Raw genomic sequence first — 17052 nt, forward strand, 5'->3', positions numbered from 1 at the left:
GTGAGCGCCGAGTGGGCTGAGCTGGACGACGGGGCCTGGCAGCTCTACGGCGGCCTCCACCGGCTGCTGCTGCGCCTGGCCGGGCGGGTGCCGGACGAGCTGCTGACCCGGGCTCGCACCATGCTGGCCGTGGGCGATCTGTCCTACCTGCCGGAGACCGTGACGATGGCCGCGCTGGAGTACGGCGTGCCGCTGACGGCCCAGGAGCTGGGGCTTCTTCGCGAGGTGTTCACGGCGCTCGGGATCGAGGGCGAGCCGGCGGGCATCGACCGGGTCCCGACCACGGACCCGACTCCAGACGCCCCGCCCACCAACGCCATCGACCGCGTGAACGCCGCCGACCCCGCTCCCGCCACGGGTCACCGCTTCTCGCCCGACTTGGCCGAGCCGCCCAGGATCCCGGCCGGTCTCGACCTGACCGACGGCGTCCCCGTGGAGCTGGCCGACCTGGAGGACGAGCTGTTCGACCTGCACGACCACCTGGTGGTGGACGCGCTGAGCGAGCACACGGGCGTCGTGGCGGTCCTGCGCGCCTGGCGCTCGGGGCCCGGGGGACGGCGCCGGGTCTACCTCGCCGAGGTCGATCCGGGGGTCATGGCCTGGGAGCTGACCCTGGAGGCCCAGACGGAGCTGCGCCAGCTCGGCGAGGACGACCCGCAGGCCGAGGTCTACTGGACCGGCGACGACCTCCCGCCCTACCACCGCGCCGCCCGCGCCGCCGCGACCGTCCTGTGGAAACGCCAGCCATAGGAGCTCCCGTGCGGTCTCCGGAGGGCGACACGAAAGTGCAGGTCAGGTGGTGTTGGGCTTAGCGGTCGCGGCCCGGTACGGTCGGCAGCATGCGTGCCTACCGAGCCGGTTCCCTGGCACTTTCCGCGCTGGCCGCACTGTCCACCGCGTGCGGCGGCGGCGCCGTGCCCGCCGTACGGGAGGCGGCGTTGCCCGCCCAGTCCCCGACGCAGTCGGCACAGCCCTCGGCCACCAAGGCGCGCCCGCTGGCGGGCAAGGTCGTGGTGATCGATCCCGGCCACAACGGCGGCAACGCCAGCCACCCGGAGGAGATCAACCGCCCGGTCGACATCATCACCGGAACCAAGCCCTGCAACACGACCGGCACCCAGACCCGAACCGGCTACCCCGAGCACGCCTTCACCTGGGACGTGGCGGGCAAGCTGAAGCCGATCCTGGAGCGCATGGGCGCCAAGGTCGTCCTCACCCGCCCCAACGACGAGGGCGTGGGCCCGTGCGTCACCGAGCGGGCCGCCATCGGGAACGAGGCCAGGGCGGACGCGGTCCTGTCCATCCACGGTGACGGCGCCGCGCCGAGGGGGCACGGGTTCCACGTGATCATGCCGGGGCTGGTGCCCGGTCACACCGACGGCATCATCAAGCCGTCCCGCCGGCTCGGGGTGACGGTCAGGGACGCCTTCCGCTCGGGCACCGGCATGCCGTACGCCACCTACACCGCCAAGAACGGCCTGCAGACCCGCACCGACCTGGGCGGGCTCAACCTGTCGAAGCGGCCGGCGATCTTCATCGAGTGCGGCAACATGGGCAACACCGGTGACGCGGCCAAGATGTCCGACCCCGACTTCCGCAAGCGCATGGCCGCCTCCCTGGCCGTCGGCCTCAAGCGATATCTCGGCGGCTAGCCAGCCCCGTACGCGCGCAGGAACGCCGCGACCGCCGACTCCGAGATCCGCCGCAGGTCGGCTTCCGTGTAGTGGTCACCGCCACCCCAGAACATGACCTTGTTCACGGGGATCCACAGCAGCAGGCCCACGAAGTGCTCGGCGGCGACCTGCGGGTCCTCCAGCCGGAGCAGCCCGCGCTCCGCCAGCCGGCCGAACGAGCCCGCCAGGGTCTCCAGCGAGCGCTCGAAGCCCTGCTGATACCAGGTACGGCCGAGGTCGGGGAAGCGGTCGGCCTCGGCGATGATCAGCCGCCGCAGGCGGAGCAGGTCGGGCCGCATGAGCGCGTCGAGGAACTGGCGGGCCAGCTCCCCCAGGTCCTTCTCCAGGTCGTTGCTCTCGTCCAGAGTCGCCGTGATCATCTTGGCGAGCCCGTCCACCTGGCCGGTGGTGTCGAGGATGATGCTGGTGAAGAGCTGTTCCTTGTCGATGAAGTGCTTGTAGACGGTCTGTTTCGAGACCGCGGCCAGCGCGGCCACCTCGTCCATGCTCGCGCCCACGTAGCCGTTGCGCAGGAAGACCGGCCGTGCCGCCTCCATGATCTGCCGGCGCTTGCGTGCCGTCCGGCCGTCCTCTTCCGCTGCCATGAACGCCCCTTCTCGTCGACGGAAATAGAGTACTAGACAGTTCCGTACCGATTTGAGTACTGTACCGTCTAGTTCCAACGACGAACAAGGATGTGCGGTGCTATGAGTGATCTTCAGAAGAAGGTGCAGGAAGCGGCCGACAGGCTCGTGGAGTCAGGCGATGAGCGCGGGCTGCAGGTGGCCGTCTATCGCGACGGCGAGCAGATCGTGGACGTGGTGGCGGGCGTGGCCGACCCCGAGACCGGGCGGCTCGTCACCCCGGACACCCCTTTCTACAACTTCTCGATCGGCAAGGGCGCGACCGCGACCGTCGCTCACGTGCTCGCCGAGCGCGGCCTGTTCGGGTACGACACGCCGGTCGCGGAGCTGTGGCCCGAGTTCGGCCGGCACGGCAAGCAGGGTGTGACCGTGCGGCACGTGCTCTCGCACACGGCCGGCGTTCCCGGGGTGCCGCTCGACACCACGCCTGAGGACGTCTGCGACTGGGGCAAGATGGTCGCCGCGCTGGAGGACGCGGAGCTGTGGTGGGAGCCGGGCGCCAAGGTCGGCTACCACGCCTACACGTTCGGGTTCCTGGTGGGCGAGATCGTCCGGCGGGCCACCGGCAAGGCCATCTCGCAGGTGCTGCGTGAGGACGTGGCCGGGCCGCTGGGGGTGGCCGACGAGCTCTACTTCGGGATGCCGGAGCAGGAGCACGCCCGGCTGGCCAAGCTGGAGGACGCGCCGATGGACATGTCGGCGTTCGGGGAGATGCCCGCGGACCTGCCGATGTTCAAGGCGGGGCCGATGACGCTGATGCCGGGCGCGGAGCTGGGCAGCAGGCCCGACTACCTGTCGGCCGACATCCCGGCGGGCGGGAAGACCTCGGCCAGGGCCATCGCGAGGATGTACGCGGCACTGCTGGGCGAGGTGGACGGCACGCGGCTGATCTCGGCCGAGCGGCTGCGGGAGGTGACGGCGGTGGCGTCGAACGGGATCGACGAGGTGTTCGGCATGCCGACGGCGTGGGGGCTCGGGTACGGCATCGGCGGTCCGGGGTCCACGGCCGAGGAGAGCCCGACGGTGTTCGGGGTGCCGGGAGCGGGCGGCAGCGCGGCGTGGGCCGACTCCGCGACCGGAGTCTCGTTCGCACTGACCAAGAACAGGCTCACCAACGACTTCGCGGCGGCCGGGCTGATCGGCGAGATCGTCACCCGAGCCTGAACCGGAACAGGGGGCAGGGGGGTCAGCCGTCGCGGCAGAGTGGCGGGCCACCGACCACGCAGGCGATGTCGTCGAGCTCACAGCTCAGCAGAGTGCCGTCCATGCCCAGCACGAGCACGAGATCGCGCCTGGATGGATGAGCCAGCATGACCCTGCCGACGACACCATTGTCCAAGACCACGGTCGGGCGGGCTGCCGCGTTGTCCATGCCCTCGTGACTCCTCTCCCGTCAGGGACGGGGCCCGAACGGAACCCGTCCCCACCAGGATGCACAGGTCGAGGGCCGTAGCGCATCGGTCATCCGGCTCTAATTCCGGTACGCCCCGGGAAGGACCCCGGAGCCGGCGGCCGGTGAAAAGCTCCCGCAGGTCCGCGAGCAGCAGGTCCGGCCCTTCCGTCGCGGCGAAAAGGGATGACCCAGGAAGCCGGAAAAGCTAGCCCCCGGGCCGGATGCCCGAGCGGCGGATCAGCTCGCCGTCGTCCACGTCGACCTCGGCCGGTGGTGTTCGTGTCATGCCTGCTGTTCTCCGAAAGCCCCGGATCGAGTTCTCGCTCACGCGGACGTGAAGCGAGAACCTGTTCTCTTTCGCCTGCCCGTCGGGCCGAAGCGGGCTTCCCGCGCGATGCCGAAGTGGCCGAGTAGTATGACGTCCACGTTGTACGCGGCGAAGGAGACGGCTCCTGGTGAGCGATCTAGAACGCGTTCCGCCCGGCGTGGACCCTAACGTTCCGAGCTCGGCACGGGTGTACGACTACCTGCTCGGTGGCAAGGACAACGTCGCGATCGATCGCGCGGTCGCCGACAAACTGCTCGCGGTCGCGCCCGACGCCCGCCTGGTCGCCAGGGCCAACCGGCGCTTCCAGATCGACGCGGTCCGCCATCTGGCGGAGCTGGGCCTCCGCCAGTTCATCGACCTGGGCACCGGGATCCCGACCTCGCCGAGCATCCACGAGACCGCCCGCGCCGTGAGTCCCGCCTGCCGGGTGGTCTACGTGGACCACGACCCCGTGGTCTGCCTGCACGCCCAGGTGCTGCTCGCCGACGCCCCCGGCGTCGCCGGCATCCAGGCCGACCTGCGCCGCCCGGCGGAGGTGTTCGCCGACCCGCACGTCACCGGGCTGATCGACTTCGACCAGCCGCTGTGCGTGCTGATGGCGGGCGTACTGCACTACGTGATGGACGAGGAGGATCCCGCCGGAATCGTGGCCGCCTTCAAGGAGCGCATGGCGCCGGGCAGTCACCTGGTGCTCTCGCACGCGATGGCGGAGAGCGATCCCGAGGCGATCGCGCAAATCGCGATGGCGACCATCGGCTCGCCCGCGCAGGCCGCGTTCCGTTCGCGGCCGGAGGTGCTGCGGCTGTTCGAGGGGTTCGAGCTGATCGGGCCCGGCCTCGTGCCCGTCCAGGACTGGCGCATCGACGGCGGCGAGGCCGGCTTGTCTCAGCTGAACGGCGTGCCGCAGCTGCGCGTCGACGGCGGGGTGGGGTTGCTCAGAGCTTGATGCCGGCGATCACCCGGCCGAGCTCGGGGACCAGGGGCTCACTGGTCAGTACGGTGACGACGACGCCCCGGCGCTCGACCCAGCCGGCGTAGCGGCCGGTGCCGAGCGCGCCGTCGCTCTCCTGAGTGATCACCTTGCGGCCGCCGAGCTTGACGATCTTCGTGTCGCCGGAGAAGACGCCCAGGTCGAAGGGGGCGTTCTTCAGTTGCGTGAGCTTCTTCGCGGCCGGCCAGCACACGACCCGCACCCACAGCAGCCGCCGCTTGCGGTCCACGTCGCTGCGGTCGTCCGTCCACTCGTAGCCGTACTCGGTGATGCCGTCGTGCTTGTTGACGTTGACCTGTCCGTAGGTGAAGCCCTTCGGGAGGTGGCCGACGCGCACTCCCTTGATCGCGGTCGCGCCCCTGGGCGGCTGGTCGGTCTTCCCGTCGGACGACCGCTTCGCCTCCGACTTCGACGGCACGGGGCAGGCGGGACGCTCGGCGGCCTGGGCGGGGAGCGCGATCAGGGCCGCGGCGATCGGGAGCACGGACACGGCGGCAAGCTGCTTGATCTTCATGTCGGGATTGGATGCGCGCGTCGCCCGGAAAGTTCAGTACTCCTTGAGCTCGATGTCGGTCGCGAACTTGTCGGTCATCTTCATCATCAAACCGAGCAGGAAACTGTATTTGAACGTCCAGTTGCGCAGCCGGATCCTGGTCGGCGACGCGGGGGCGAGGAAGGGGCCCGCACTGCCACGCTCGGCCACCTTGGCGTATCCGCGCAGCTGCCTCTCGTACTCGGCGAAGGCGGTCCGGTGATCGCCGCCCGCCGCGGCCAGCTCGCCCGCCAGCACGTACGCGCCCACCATGGCCAGGCCACTGCCGAAGCCGCCCAGGGTGTTGCCGTACGCCGAGTCGCCCAGCAGCACCACCCGGCCCTGGCTGTAGCGGTCGATCCTGACCTGGCTGAGCGAGTCGAGGTAGACGTCCTCGGAGTCGCGTACCGCCTTCATGACGGCCGGGACCTGCCAGCCCATGCCCGCGTAGACGCGCGCCAGGATGTCCTTGTGCTGCCTCATGTCGTACCGGTCGTAGTCGAGCTGCTCAGAGGCGAAGACGAAGAACGCGGGCGCCTTCGGGCCGCCGACGGCCGCCATCCTGCCCGGCTCGTTGTACATCCTCGGCATCGCGCTGAAGTCGCCGTCGAGCTCGCCGAGCTCGTCGAGCTCCACAAGGGCGTAGTAGTGGCCGAGGAACCTGACGAAGTCCGACTCGGGGCCGAAGGCCAGGCGGCGCACGTTGGAGTGGATCCCGTCCGCCCCGACGACCAGGTCGAACGTGCGGGGCGCGGAGCGCTCGAAGGTGACGTGGACGCCGTCCCTGGTCTCGGTGAGCGAGGTGATCGAGTCGCCGAAGACGTACTCGCAGGCGGAGGACGTGCGCTCGTACAGGAGGGCGGACAGGTCGCCGCGCTTGATCTCGAGGTCGCCGCCGGTGAACTCGCCGGGGATGACGGCCAGCCGGCGGCCGTTCGCGTCGACGATCTCCTGGTCGGTGCCGCCGGTCTGCAGGCGGCGCACGTCCTCCAGGATGCCCATGCGGGTCAGGACGGTGCGGTGGGTCTCGCCCTTGAAGTCGACGGCCTGGCCGCCGAGCCGCAGGGTCGCGGACCTCTCGACGACGGTGACCTTGAAGCCGTGGCGGGTGAGCCAGTAGGCGAGTGCGGGGCCGCCGATGCTGGCGCCGGAGATGAGGACGTTGGTGTTCTTCATGCCGGGAAGCTTCGCGAGCCCCGCTGACAACCGGGCGACCACCGGCTGACAACCCCGCCCCTGTCTGTCAGTGCCCTCGGGCGTCGCGGGGTCCTGCCGGGGCGGCGGTCATGGGCCCGGTGGCGTGCTCCCGGTCAGCGTCGCGAGGGCGTCCTCCCTGCTCATCGTCACGCCTCGGGCGTACGCGGCGGCGAAGCGCCCAGGGCCCAGGGCGCGCGTGGCGGCGGCGGCGACCCTGGCGACGTCGTGGTCCCCGGCGACGGCCATGCCACGGATCGCCACACCCACGCCCAGCAACAGCGCCGCCCGCTCAGCCCGCCCCTCGGCCCGCCCGTCGGCGTCGCCCTCGAACCGCGCCTCCGGCCCGCCCACACGGAGGCCCCGGCCCGCGAGATCCCCGGTGGCGTCGGCGGGGAGCGGCCGTGTGGCGAGGTCTTCGGTGGTGTCGGTGAGGAGGGCGTGGCCGGCGAGGCCTTCGGCGGCGTCGGCGAGGTCGGTGCTCAGCGGCGACTTCAGCGCGGCGGCCAGCGCCCGGCGGTGGAGGCGGGCGGCCGGGACGAGGTCGCCTTTCGCCGCGGCCAGCCGCGCCAGCGCGGTGAGCGTATGCGATCGGGTGCCTTCCGCGGTGAACGCGCCGGACTCGGAGGCGCCCAGCGCCGCTTCGAGCAGCCGCCCGGCCTCCGCGAGATCCCCCTCGAACCGGGCGATCTCGCCCATGGGCAGCTGGACCGCCGCCATCAGCTCCGGCCTCCCGAGTCGCTTGGCCAGGTCGCGCACCCGCGCCAGGTCGGCCCGCGCGGCCGGCGTGTCACCGGCCCGCCAGTGCCCGTCAGCCCGCCTGCGCAGCACGTCCGCCAGCTCTTCGAGCGCTCCCAGCTCTTCGAGCAGGCCGACCGCCTGCCGCCACAGCTCCATCGCCCGCGTCCACTCGCCACGCCAGCTCGCGATGACCGCGAGCCAGTCGAGCCCCTGCGCCTTCCCCCAGCGCTCGCCCACCGTGCCGAAGTCGGCGAGCGTGTGCTCCATCTCCTGCTCGGCCGCCACGACCGACCCGTTGAACAGCGCGACGAGCGCGAGGCTGAGCCGCCCGAGCGCCCGGCTCCACGGATCGGAGCCGAGGATCCTCTCCTGCTGCTCGACCGTGGACGCCGCGAGCGCGGACTCGGGCGGTCCCACGATCATGCCCCAGAGCGCGGAGCCGGACCGGTAGCGCAGCGACCGGTCCAGCGACTCCATGATCGCGCGTGCCCGCTCCCAGTGCGGCGACCCCACATCGGGTACGGCGTGCAGCACGGTCAGCACGTACTCCTCGGCTGACTCGGCGGGCGGCTCGGGACCGATCGCGTCGAGCAGCCGGACGGCGTGCCGGGTCGCCTGGCCGCGCCGCCCGCTCAGCCACCAGTACATGGCCAGCGTCGCGATCAGCCGCAGCGCCACCGGCTGGTCGTGCTCCACGCTCCAGTGCAGCGCCGCCTGCAGGTTGGCGTCGTCGGCCGACAGCGTGGCCAGCCATTCGAGCTGCTCGGCCCGGTAGAGATGGTCGTCGGCCGTGCGTGCGAACTCCAGGAAGAAGGCGGCGTGCGCCGCTCTTAGCGCCTGCTCCTCGCCCGCCTCCGTCAGCCGTTCCACGCAGAACAGCCGGATGGTGTCGAGCATCTGGTAGCGCTCGCCGTCGGTCTCTACCAGCGACTTCTCCACCAGCCCGGCCAGCGGGCCGGCGCTGTGCCCGCCGCACACCCGCTCCACCGCCGCCAGCGTCGCGCCCCCAGAGAACACCGAGAACCGCCTGGCCAGCACCTGCTCATCGGCGTCGAGCAGGCTCCAGCTCCACTCCACCACCGCGTGCAGCGTCTGGTGGCGGGCGGCGGCCGTGCGGTCGCCGCGCGAGAGCAGGCTGAACCGGCCGTGCTCGGTCAGCCGGTCGGCGATCTCGGCCACCCCGAACGTGCGCACCCTGGCCGCCGCCAGCTCGATCGCCAGCGGCAGGCCGTCGAGCGCGGCGCAGATCCGCAGCACCGCGTCCAGGTTGCCGGGCCCGAGCGCGAACCCCTGCCGCACGGCCGCCGCCCGATCCGCGAACAGCCGGACCGCCGGATACCCGGCCGGATCCCTGGCCGGATGCCTGGTCGGATGCCTGGCCGGATCTCCGGCCCCCGCCTGCACTCCGGCCTGCACCCCCGCATGCTGACCGGCTTGCGGGCCGGACGGCGCAGCGGGAGCCAGGTCGGGTGGCGGGACAGACGGCAGGGGGACGGGCGGGGTGGGGAGCGGGGTCAGGGGCACCAGGTGCTCGCCGGTGATGCCCAGCGGCTCCCTGCTGGTGGCCAGGATCGTCAGGCCGGGGCAGGCGGCGAGCAGCCGGTGGGCGAGCGCGGCGGCCTCGGCGATCACGTGTTCGCAGTTGTCCAGAATGAGCAGGAGGTCCTGTTCGGCCAGCGCCGCGACGAGGCGGTCGGCCAGCTCGGCCGTCGGAGCAGGCCGCAGCGCCGGCTCACGCAGCCCGAGCGCCCCCACCACAGCCCCCGCCACGGCCCCAACCCCCGCCTGCGGAGCCGGTCCGCGGCTCGCCACCAGTGACAGGTCCGCGAAGCACACCTCGCGATCGGCATGCCGGCCCGCCGCCTCGATGACCAGCCGCGTCTTGCCGGTGCCGCCCGGCCCCACCACGGTGACCAGCCGGGCGGCGCGCAGCGCGTCGAGGCGCGCCAGCTCCTCCTCCCGCCCGACGAAGCTGGTGAGCTGCGCGGGCGGCTGGACCCTGGTCACGCGTTCCCGGTCCCGCTCGCCCCGGAGCAGCTCCAGGTGCAGGGCCGCCAGCTCGGGGGAAGGATCGGCGCCCAGCTCGTCGGCGAGCAGCCGCCGTACGTCGTCGTAGACGGCCAGCGCCTCAGCCTGCCGCCCGGCCGCGTGCAGCGCCCGCATCAGCAGCCCGCGCGGCCGCTCGCGCAGCGGATGCGCGTCGGCCAGCTCCCGCAGCGCCGCCACCGGGCTGGCCTCGGGCACGGCCAGCTCGGCCTCCAGCAGGTCCTCCGTGGCCGAGAGGCGCAGCTCCTCCAGCCGCAGCGCCTGCGGCCCCGCGAACGGCGCGTCGGCCACGTCCGCCAGCGCGGGCCCCCGCCACAGGTCGAGCCCCTCCTTGAGCACGGAGGCCGCGGCGACGGGCCGTCCGGCCGCCAGCAGCCGGCGGCCGTCGCGCGCCAGCAGCTCGAACCGGTGCGCGTCCACGTCCGCACGATCGGCCGCCAGCCGGTAGCCGGTCCCGTGGGACTCGATCAGGCCGGCGGGCAGAGTGCGCCTGAGCCGGGAGACCTGGGCCTGGACGGCGTTGGCGGCCCCGGCCGGCGGGCGGTCGCCGTACTGGCCGTCGATGAGGCGTTCGAGGCTGACCGTGCGTCCGGCGTCGAGCAGCAGCAGGGCGAGCAGGGCGCGCGGCCGGGGACCGCCGGCGGCGATCGGGTCGCCGCCGTCCGTCCGCACCACCAGCGGGCCCAGAATGCCGAACTGCACGACCCGATTGTCCACCATCGCACCTGTACGGGCGCACCGGCACCACTCTGACCAGGCAGAACGAAATTATCGGTATGCCTACGGATGGACATACGTATTTCCCCGCCGGAGACGAGCGCTTAGCGTCTGGCGGCAACAAGGCGAAACGGTCCGTTCGCTTCCTCGTCACCCTTTATCACCCCCCAGTTATCACCCCCCAATTCCCCGTTGGCCCGCGAGGCCGGGAGAACCCCCGGCCCGTGGTGGCCGTCGTGCGCTCACAAGCGCCGCGGCCCGGGGAATCCGCCGAAAGGAGCACCACAGCGTGAAACGCAAAGCCTTACTCGCGGCGGTCGTCGGCATGGCCACGGCCGCTTCGATGGCGTTACAAACGCCACCCGCGAACGCCGCCCCTCCCGGGGTCACCCCGGCTCAGGAGGGCTCCGGCGCCACCAACCGAGCGGCGGCCGACCCCGCGTCGCTCGCGGCGGCAGTAGCAGACAAGGCCGTGTCGAGTCAGCTCGACGAGCTCAGCAGAGGCCCGGACGAGGCCTACAGCCGCGTCGGGGTCACGCCCGGTGCGAGTGACATGTTCTACGTGGCCTACGAGCGCACGTACAAGGGCCTGCCGATGGTGGGCGGCGACGCCGTCGTCGTCACCGACGCGGCCGGGCACGTCAGGGACACGGTCGCCGCGGCGGGCCCGAGCCCGAGCAATGTGCCGACCAAGGCGACGATCACCGCGGCGAAGGCCACGGAGGTGGCCAAGACCAGGCTCTCGCGGGTGGACGACACCGCGGCGCCGCGCCTGGTCGTGCTCGCCTGGGGCGAGCGGCCCAGGCTGACCTGGGAGGCCGTGGTCAGCGGCATCGCCGAGGGCAAGCCGAGCATCCAGCACGTGTTCGTGGACGCCAAGACCGGCAAGATCGCCGACTCGTACGACCTCGTACGCGCGGGCACCGGCAACGGCTTCTACTACGGCCAGGTCACCATCAACACCAGCGGCTCCGGCAGCTCGTACTCGATGACCGACACGACCAGGCCCGGCGTCCAGTGCGGTGGCCAGGGCGGCACCGCCTACACCGGCACGGACGACGCGTGGGGCAACGGCTCGGGCACCAACCTGGAGACCGCCTGCGTGGACGCGCTCTACGGCGTGCAGCGCGAGTGGGACATGCTGCGCGACTGGCTGGGCCGCAACGGCATCAACGGCAGCGGCCGCGGCTTCCCCGCGCGGGTCGGGCTCGCCGACGTGAACGCCTACTGGAACGGCAGCTACACCAACTTCGGCCACAACCAGGCCAACACCCAGCAGGCGACGCCCATCGACGTCGTGGCCCACGAGTTCGGCCACGCCATCTTCCAGACCACGCCGGGCGGCGCGGGCTCGGGCAACGAGAACGGCGGGCTGAACGAGTCCACGGGCGACATCTTCGGAGCGCTCACCGAGGCGTTCGCCGCCAACGCCAACGACCCGGCCGACTACCTGGTCGGCGAGGAGGTCAACCTGGTCGGGCAGGGGCCGATCCGCAACATGTACAACCCGAGCGCGCTCGGCGACCCCAACTGCTACTCCTCCTCGATCCCGAGCACGGAGGTGCACGCGGCGGCCGGCCCGCTGAACCACTGGTTCTACCTGCTGGCCGAGGGCAGCAACCCCGGCGGTGGCAAGCCGGCCAGCCCGATCTGCTCCGGCGGACCCTCGTCGGTCACCGGCATCGGCATCCAGAAGGCCGGCAAGATCTTCATGGGCGCCCTGGGCCGCAAGACCTCGGCCTGGCGCTACACCAACGTCCGCGCCGCCTCCGTCGCGGCCGTGATCGAGCTGTACGGCGCCAACAGCGTCGAGTGCAACACCACCAAGGCCGCGTGGAGCGCGGTGAGCGTGGCGGCGGCGTCCGGCGAGGCCGCGTGCGGCACCCCGGGCAACGACTTCTCGATCTCGCTCAACCCGTCGTCCGGCACCGCCCAGCCGGGCCAGACGGCCACGGTCACGGTGAACACGCAGACCACCTCCGGCACCGCGCAGACCGTGAACCTGAGCGCGTCCGGGCTGCCCAGCGGCACCACGGCGAGCTTCAGCCCGGCCTCGGTGACCTCGGGCAACGCCTCGACGCTGACGCTGTCGGTCGGCTCCTCGACGGCGCAGGGCCAGTACTCGATCACCGTCACGGGAACCGGTACGAGCCCGCACACCGCCACCTACAGCCTCACGGTCGGACAGACCCCCGGCGGCAGTGACCCGCCGGACATCAGCCTGACCAACATCAAGGCGCACCTGTCGCAGCTCCAGTCGATCGCGACGGCCAACGGCGGCACCCGCAGGTCCACCACCGCGGGCTACACGCAGTCGGTCACCTACATCGAGGAGAAGCTGCGCGCGGCCGGCTACACCGTGGTGCGGCAGAGTTGTACCACGACCTTCTGCACCAGCGGCGCGGGCCCGAACCTGATCGCCGACTGGCCCGGCGGCGACGCCAACCAGGTCATCATGTCCGGCGCGCACCTCGACAGCGTCTCGGCGGGTCCCGGCATCAACGACAACGGCTCGGGATCGTCCAACCTGCTGGAGGTCGCGCTGACGCTCGCGCAGCGGAACCCGACGCTGACCAAGCACGTCAGGTTCGGCTGGTGGACCGATGAGGAGCAGGGGCTCAACGGCTCCGAGTTCTACGTCAACTCGCTCAGCGCCGCCGAGCGGTCGAGGATCCAGGTCTACTACAACTACGACATGACGGGCTCCACCAACGGCGGTTACTTCATCAACAACATCACCACCAGCGGAGCGGCCTATCTGAAGGAGTTCTACGACAGGCTGAGCCTGCAGCCGGAGGAGAACGTCGAGGGCGCGAACCGCTCCGACGACGCCTCGTTCCGCAACGCCGGCATCGCGAGCTCGGGCGTGGCGGCCGGCGCCAGCGCGACGAAGACCTCGGCACAGGCCACGAAGTGGGGCGGCACGGCGGGGCGCGCGTACGACCCCTGCTACCACGCCTCCTGCGACACCACCACCAACATCAACGACACCGTCCTCGACCGGGCGGCCGACGCCGCGGCGTACGTGATCTGGAAGCAGGCGGTCGGAGGCACGCTGCCGCGTGACTTCTCGATGTCGGCCAGCCCTGCCTCCGGCACGGTGCAGGCGGGCTCGGCGGCCACTTCCACGATCGGCACGAGCACCACGGCGGGCACGGCGCAGACGGTGAACCTGTCCGCCAGTGGCCTGCCGACGGGCGCCACGGCCACGTTCAGCCCGGCCTCGGTGACCTCGGGCGGCTCGTCCACGCTGACGATCTCGACCGCGCCCACCACACCGGCAGGCAGCTACAGCGTCACGGTGACCGGCACCGGCGAGACCGGGACGCGCACGACGACGTACGCGCTGACCGTCCAGGGCACCTCGGGCGGCAGGACGTTCACCAACGGCACCAACTATCCGATCGCGGACTTCAGCAACACCCAGAGCTCGATCGTCTCCACGGCGACGGGCACGGCGACCACGCCGGTCAGGCTGTCCATCACGATCAGCCACACCTGCGCGGAGGACCTCGACATCTGGGTACGCGGTCCGAACGGCACGTGGTACGTCGTGGACGCCTACGGCGGCACGACCTGCACGCAGTACGGCACCAGGACGTTCACCGTCCCGGTCAGCCAGCAGGCGGCGGGCACCTGGGTGCTCGACATCGAGGACGTCTACTCCGGTGACACCGGATTCCTGGACTCCTGGAGCATCACCGTCTAACCGGCTGGATCAGCGGGCCCCGGCCGGTCGTCCGGCCGGGGCTCGCGCACGTCCGCACGCGTGCGCACGCCCAGTTTCTGCAGCACCCGCGCCACATGCGTGTCCACGGTGCGGCGCGACAGGAACAGCACCTCGGCGATCTCCCTGTTCGTCCGCCCGAGCGCGACCAGCCTGGCGACCTCGCTCTCCCGGGGCGACAGCACGCCGCTCTTGGCCTTCCTGCGCGGCGGGCCGGTCCTGCCGCGTTCCGGGCCGATCTCCCGCAGCAGCCGCCGGCAGCGGGCCGCGTCGTGGGTGGCGCCGAGCGCCGCGTACCGCTCACCGGCGCCGGCGACGAGGTCGGCGGCCCGTTCCCGGTCCCCGAGCGCGAGCCGCGCGCCCGCCTCGGACTCCGCCGCCCGCGCCGCCCCGTACGGCCGGGGCATCGACTCGTAAGCCGCGCGGGCCCTGGCGTAACACTCGGCCGCCGCGCCGAACCCGCCCGCGTCCCAGGCCAGCGCGCCCCGCGCGGCGTCCAGCCCGGCGTGCGCGGACGGCGCGTTCCTGCCCGCGATGCCGTCCGCGAACTCCGCCACCAGCTCCGCGGCCTGCGCGGGCCGCCCGCCTCTGAGCAGCGCGACGACGGTAGCCGGTACGAGCTGATCGCCCCACACCCACACGCCCTTGCGGCGCAGCCGGCCCACCGCCAGCTCGGCCTCGGCCAGCGCGGCGTCGATCGCGCCCCTGGTCAGGTGCAGCTCGACCAGGCCGCTCGACCCGGCGGCGGCGACGGGCAGGAAGCCGGAGTCCATGTCACGCACGCCGGACGCCTCCAGGTGCTCGCCGGCCTCGTCCCATTCGCCCCTGGCCAGGGACAGCATGCCGAGCGCCAGCCGGGCCTCCACCGCGAGCAGCGGCGCCTCGAACGTCATCTCCACGGCGGCGACGGCCCGCTCGCGCAGCCCCTCCCAGCGGCCGGTCAGCAGGTCGAGCCGGATCGACGACATCTCCACCAGGAACACCGGGTAGAGCGCGCCGGTCTCCCCGGCGATCCGCCTGCTCTGCTCCGCGAACCGCTCGGCGGCGGCGTAGTGGCCGAGCGCGAGCGCGGCGTCGTACAGGTTGGAGTAGCCGCGCGCCACCTGCCGGCGTACGGCGATGGACGGGTCGTTGAGCGGCAGCGTGGCCACCATCTCGAACGCGTCGGGCGAGCCGACGAGCATGGCGAGGCTCACCTTGTTGGCCTGCACGGCGGCGGCCAGCTCCGGGTCCCGGCCCTCGGCCAGCAGCTTCTCCGCCTGCTCCATCCACTCCTCGTGCATGGAGAGCGGCTCGCCGCCCCACGCCGGCATCGCCAGCAGGGCCAGGCCGCGGGCGGCCAGGCTGGGGTTGTCGTCCAGGTCGGGGAGCGCGGCCAGGATCTCCTGCCGTCCCGCGGCCACCGCGCCCGCCTGGTTGGACAGCAGCACGCCCAGGTTGAGCCGGGCCTCGCCGCGTACCCGCCTGGACAGGAAGTCGTCGGACAGCAGGTGGCGCAGGATCCGTGCGACGCGCCGGTGCGACAGGCCGATCGCGGCGACCCTGCTGAGCCTGAGCGCGAGCGCGCCGCGGGCCTCGCGGGGCAGCTTGGGGTCGGCGAGCAGCCCTTCGAGCACCTCGACGGCCAGCGGGATGTCGCCGAGCGCGGCGGCGTGGTCGGCGGCGGCGCTGCCGTGGCGCTGCCAGGCCGTGAAGTCGCCGGCGCGGCGGGCGTGGTAGGCGAGCTGGACGAGGGGCGGCGGGTCGAGCGCGGACAGGGCGGACATCGCCCGCTGGTGGATGAGCCGGCGATCGGGGCCGGGGATGGCGTCGTAGACGGCCTGCTGGGCGAGGGCGTGGCGGAAGCCGTACTGGCCGTCCTGGTGTTCGAGCAGGACCCCGGCCTGCAGCGCCTGGCTCAGCCCGGTCTCGGCGTGGCCTGAGACGGCGGCGATCAGCTGCTCGTCGGCGGGCAGCCCCAGCACGGCGGCGGCGTGCACGGCGCGCAGCGCGGCGGGCGACAGGCCGGTGAGCCGCTCGGCCATCGCCTCCCGCAGCAGCAGCGGCACGGCCATCCGGTCGAGCGCGCCCGCCTCGGGTAACCTGCCGTCGCCGTCGAGCAGCGAGCGCACCACCTCCTCGATCACGAACGGCACCCCGGCGGTGCGTTCGTGCAGCTTGGCGGCGAAGTCCGCGGTCACCGCCGGACGGCCGAGCAGCGCGCCGGTCAGGCTGCGCACGCCCTCGACGTCGAGCGGCGTGAGCGAGATCACCTCGCTGCGCACGCCGGGCGGCCGCCGGTAGGCGTGCCCGAACGGCAGCCCCGGGACCGGCAGCTCCTCCCTGCGGAACGTCACCACCAGCGCCAGCCCGTCCGGCGGCTGGTCGGTGAGGAAGCGCAGCAGGTCGCGGGTGCCGTCGTCGGCCCAGTGCAGGTCCTCGATCACCAGCACGACCGGCCCGGCGGCGGCCAGCAGCGCGTGCACGGCGCGGAACAGGTGGTGCCGCTCGGCCCGCGGGTCGTCGAGCGGCGGCGGCGAGGGGGCCGGCGGCAGATGCGCCGCCAGCTCGGGCAGGTAGCCGCGCAGCGCCCCGGTGACGGGGCTGAGCCGGTCTTCCCCGGGCAGGGCCGCGGCGACGTGCCGCAGCGCGTCCAGCACGGGCCCGTACGGGAACGGCTCGCGGATCTGGTGGCAGTGGCCGAGCAGCACCGTGGGCCGGCTGTGGGGCAGCAGGTCGATCGCCGCTCTGACGAGCCTGGTCTTCCCAATGCCTGCCTCGCCCTGCACCTGGGTGATGGCAGGCGGGCTGGTGATGGTGCCGATGAGCAGTCGTAGCTGGGCGTCGCGTCCGACCAACGCAGGAGTAACCAGGCTTGTCATCGGGTCTCCGGGTTCTCCGGTAACAGCGGGGGTTTACTGTCGGTTGAGTTTCCCTTGCTTATCGGTGATTCGTCCATTGCTGACGGCGAATAGGCCGCACGTCCCGGAGTGACGGCGGCGATTCGGGGGCGGTCAGGTCTGGGTCCTGCGCACCTCCAGCGTCACGCCGGCGTGACATCTCCTATCTGGACGGGACGCCCAGAAT

Annotated in this window: 11 protein-coding genes; 5 read left to right on the top strand and 6 right to left on the bottom strand. The window is 72.3% G+C overall.

Features of this window, described 5'->3' with window-relative positions:
- The gene (locus tag ABEA43_RS13045; protein ID WP_345561498.1) at positions 1–750 is read left to right on the top strand and encodes a hypothetical protein; all 750 of its coding nucleotides are present in this window, start codon (positions 1–3) and stop codon (positions 748–750) included.
- An 89-nt stretch (positions 751–839) separates the two neighbouring features.
- Positions 840–1652, top strand: coding sequence for an N-acetylmuramoyl-L-alanine amidase (locus ABEA43_RS13050; RefSeq protein WP_345561499.1), 813 nt, complete (start codon positions 840–842; stop codon positions 1650–1652).
- Here ABEA43_RS13050 and ABEA43_RS13055 read toward each other — a convergent pair.
- On the bottom strand, positions 1649–2278 hold the full coding sequence (locus tag ABEA43_RS13055) for a TetR/AcrR family transcriptional regulator (RefSeq protein ID WP_345561501.1): 630 nt from the start codon (positions 2276–2278) through the stop codon (positions 1649–1651). The two genes, ABEA43_RS13050 and ABEA43_RS13055, sit on opposite strands and share 4 nt — an antisense overlap.
- A gap of 102 nt (positions 2279–2380) precedes the next feature.
- On the opposite strand from ABEA43_RS13055, the gene ABEA43_RS13060 reads away from it, so the two are divergent.
- On the top strand, positions 2381–3481 hold the full coding sequence (locus ABEA43_RS13060) for a serine hydrolase domain-containing protein (protein WP_345561503.1): 1101 nt from the start codon (positions 2381–2383) through the stop codon (positions 3479–3481).
- 22 nt (positions 3482–3503) lie between these two features.
- Here ABEA43_RS13060 and ABEA43_RS13065 read toward each other — a convergent pair whose 3' ends face one another.
- Positions 3504–3689, bottom strand: a complete 186-nt coding sequence (locus ABEA43_RS13065; protein WP_345561505.1) for a hypothetical protein — start codon at positions 3687–3689, stop codon at positions 3504–3506.
- Positions 3690–4165: 476 nt separating this feature from the next.
- Between ABEA43_RS13065 and ABEA43_RS13070 the strand changes: the two genes are divergently transcribed.
- Positions 4166–4984: an SAM-dependent methyltransferase gene (locus tag ABEA43_RS13070; RefSeq protein ID WP_345561507.1), complete on the top strand. Its 819-nt coding sequence runs from the start codon at positions 4166–4168 to the stop codon at positions 4982–4984.
- On the opposite strand, the gene ABEA43_RS13075 is transcribed toward ABEA43_RS13070, so the two are convergent.
- The 3 genes from ABEA43_RS13075 to ABEA43_RS13085 form a co-directional block, all read right to left on the bottom strand.
- Positions 4974–5543 (bottom strand): hypothetical protein, encoded by a 570-nt coding sequence (locus ABEA43_RS13075; RefSeq protein ID WP_345561509.1) that lies wholly within the window; start codon positions 5541–5543, stop codon positions 4974–4976. The two genes, ABEA43_RS13070 and ABEA43_RS13075, sit on opposite strands and share 11 nt — an antisense overlap.
- 33 nt (positions 5544–5576) lie before the next feature.
- Complete coding sequence (locus ABEA43_RS13080; RefSeq protein WP_345561511.1) at positions 5577–6737, bottom strand: FAD-dependent monooxygenase; 1161 nt, start codon at positions 6735–6737, stop codon at positions 5577–5579.
- 108 nt (positions 6738–6845) lie between these two features.
- A complete protein-coding gene (locus ABEA43_RS13085; protein WP_345561512.1) occupies positions 6846–10262 on the bottom strand; it encodes an AfsR/SARP family transcriptional regulator in 3417 nt (1138 codons plus the stop codon).
- Between the two features lie 286 nt (positions 10263–10548).
- On the opposite strand from ABEA43_RS13085, the gene ABEA43_RS13090 reads away from it, so the two are divergent.
- On the top strand, positions 10549–13968 hold the full coding sequence (locus ABEA43_RS13090; protein ID WP_345561513.1) for a M28 family peptidase: 3420 nt from the start codon (positions 10549–10551) through the stop codon (positions 13966–13968).
- Here ABEA43_RS13090 and ABEA43_RS13095 read toward each other — a convergent pair.
- On the bottom strand, positions 13965–16847 hold the full coding sequence (locus ABEA43_RS13095) for an ATP-binding protein (RefSeq protein WP_345561514.1): 2883 nt from the start codon (positions 16845–16847) through the stop codon (positions 13965–13967). The genes ABEA43_RS13090 and ABEA43_RS13095 overlap by 4 nt on opposite strands.
- Between the last annotated feature and the right edge of the window lie 205 nt (positions 16848–17052).

The organism is Nonomuraea rosea, from assembly GCF_039539705.1.
In the GTDB taxonomy this organism is placed as follows: domain Bacteria; phylum Actinomycetota; class Actinomycetes; order Streptosporangiales; family Streptosporangiaceae; genus Nonomuraea; species Nonomuraea rosea.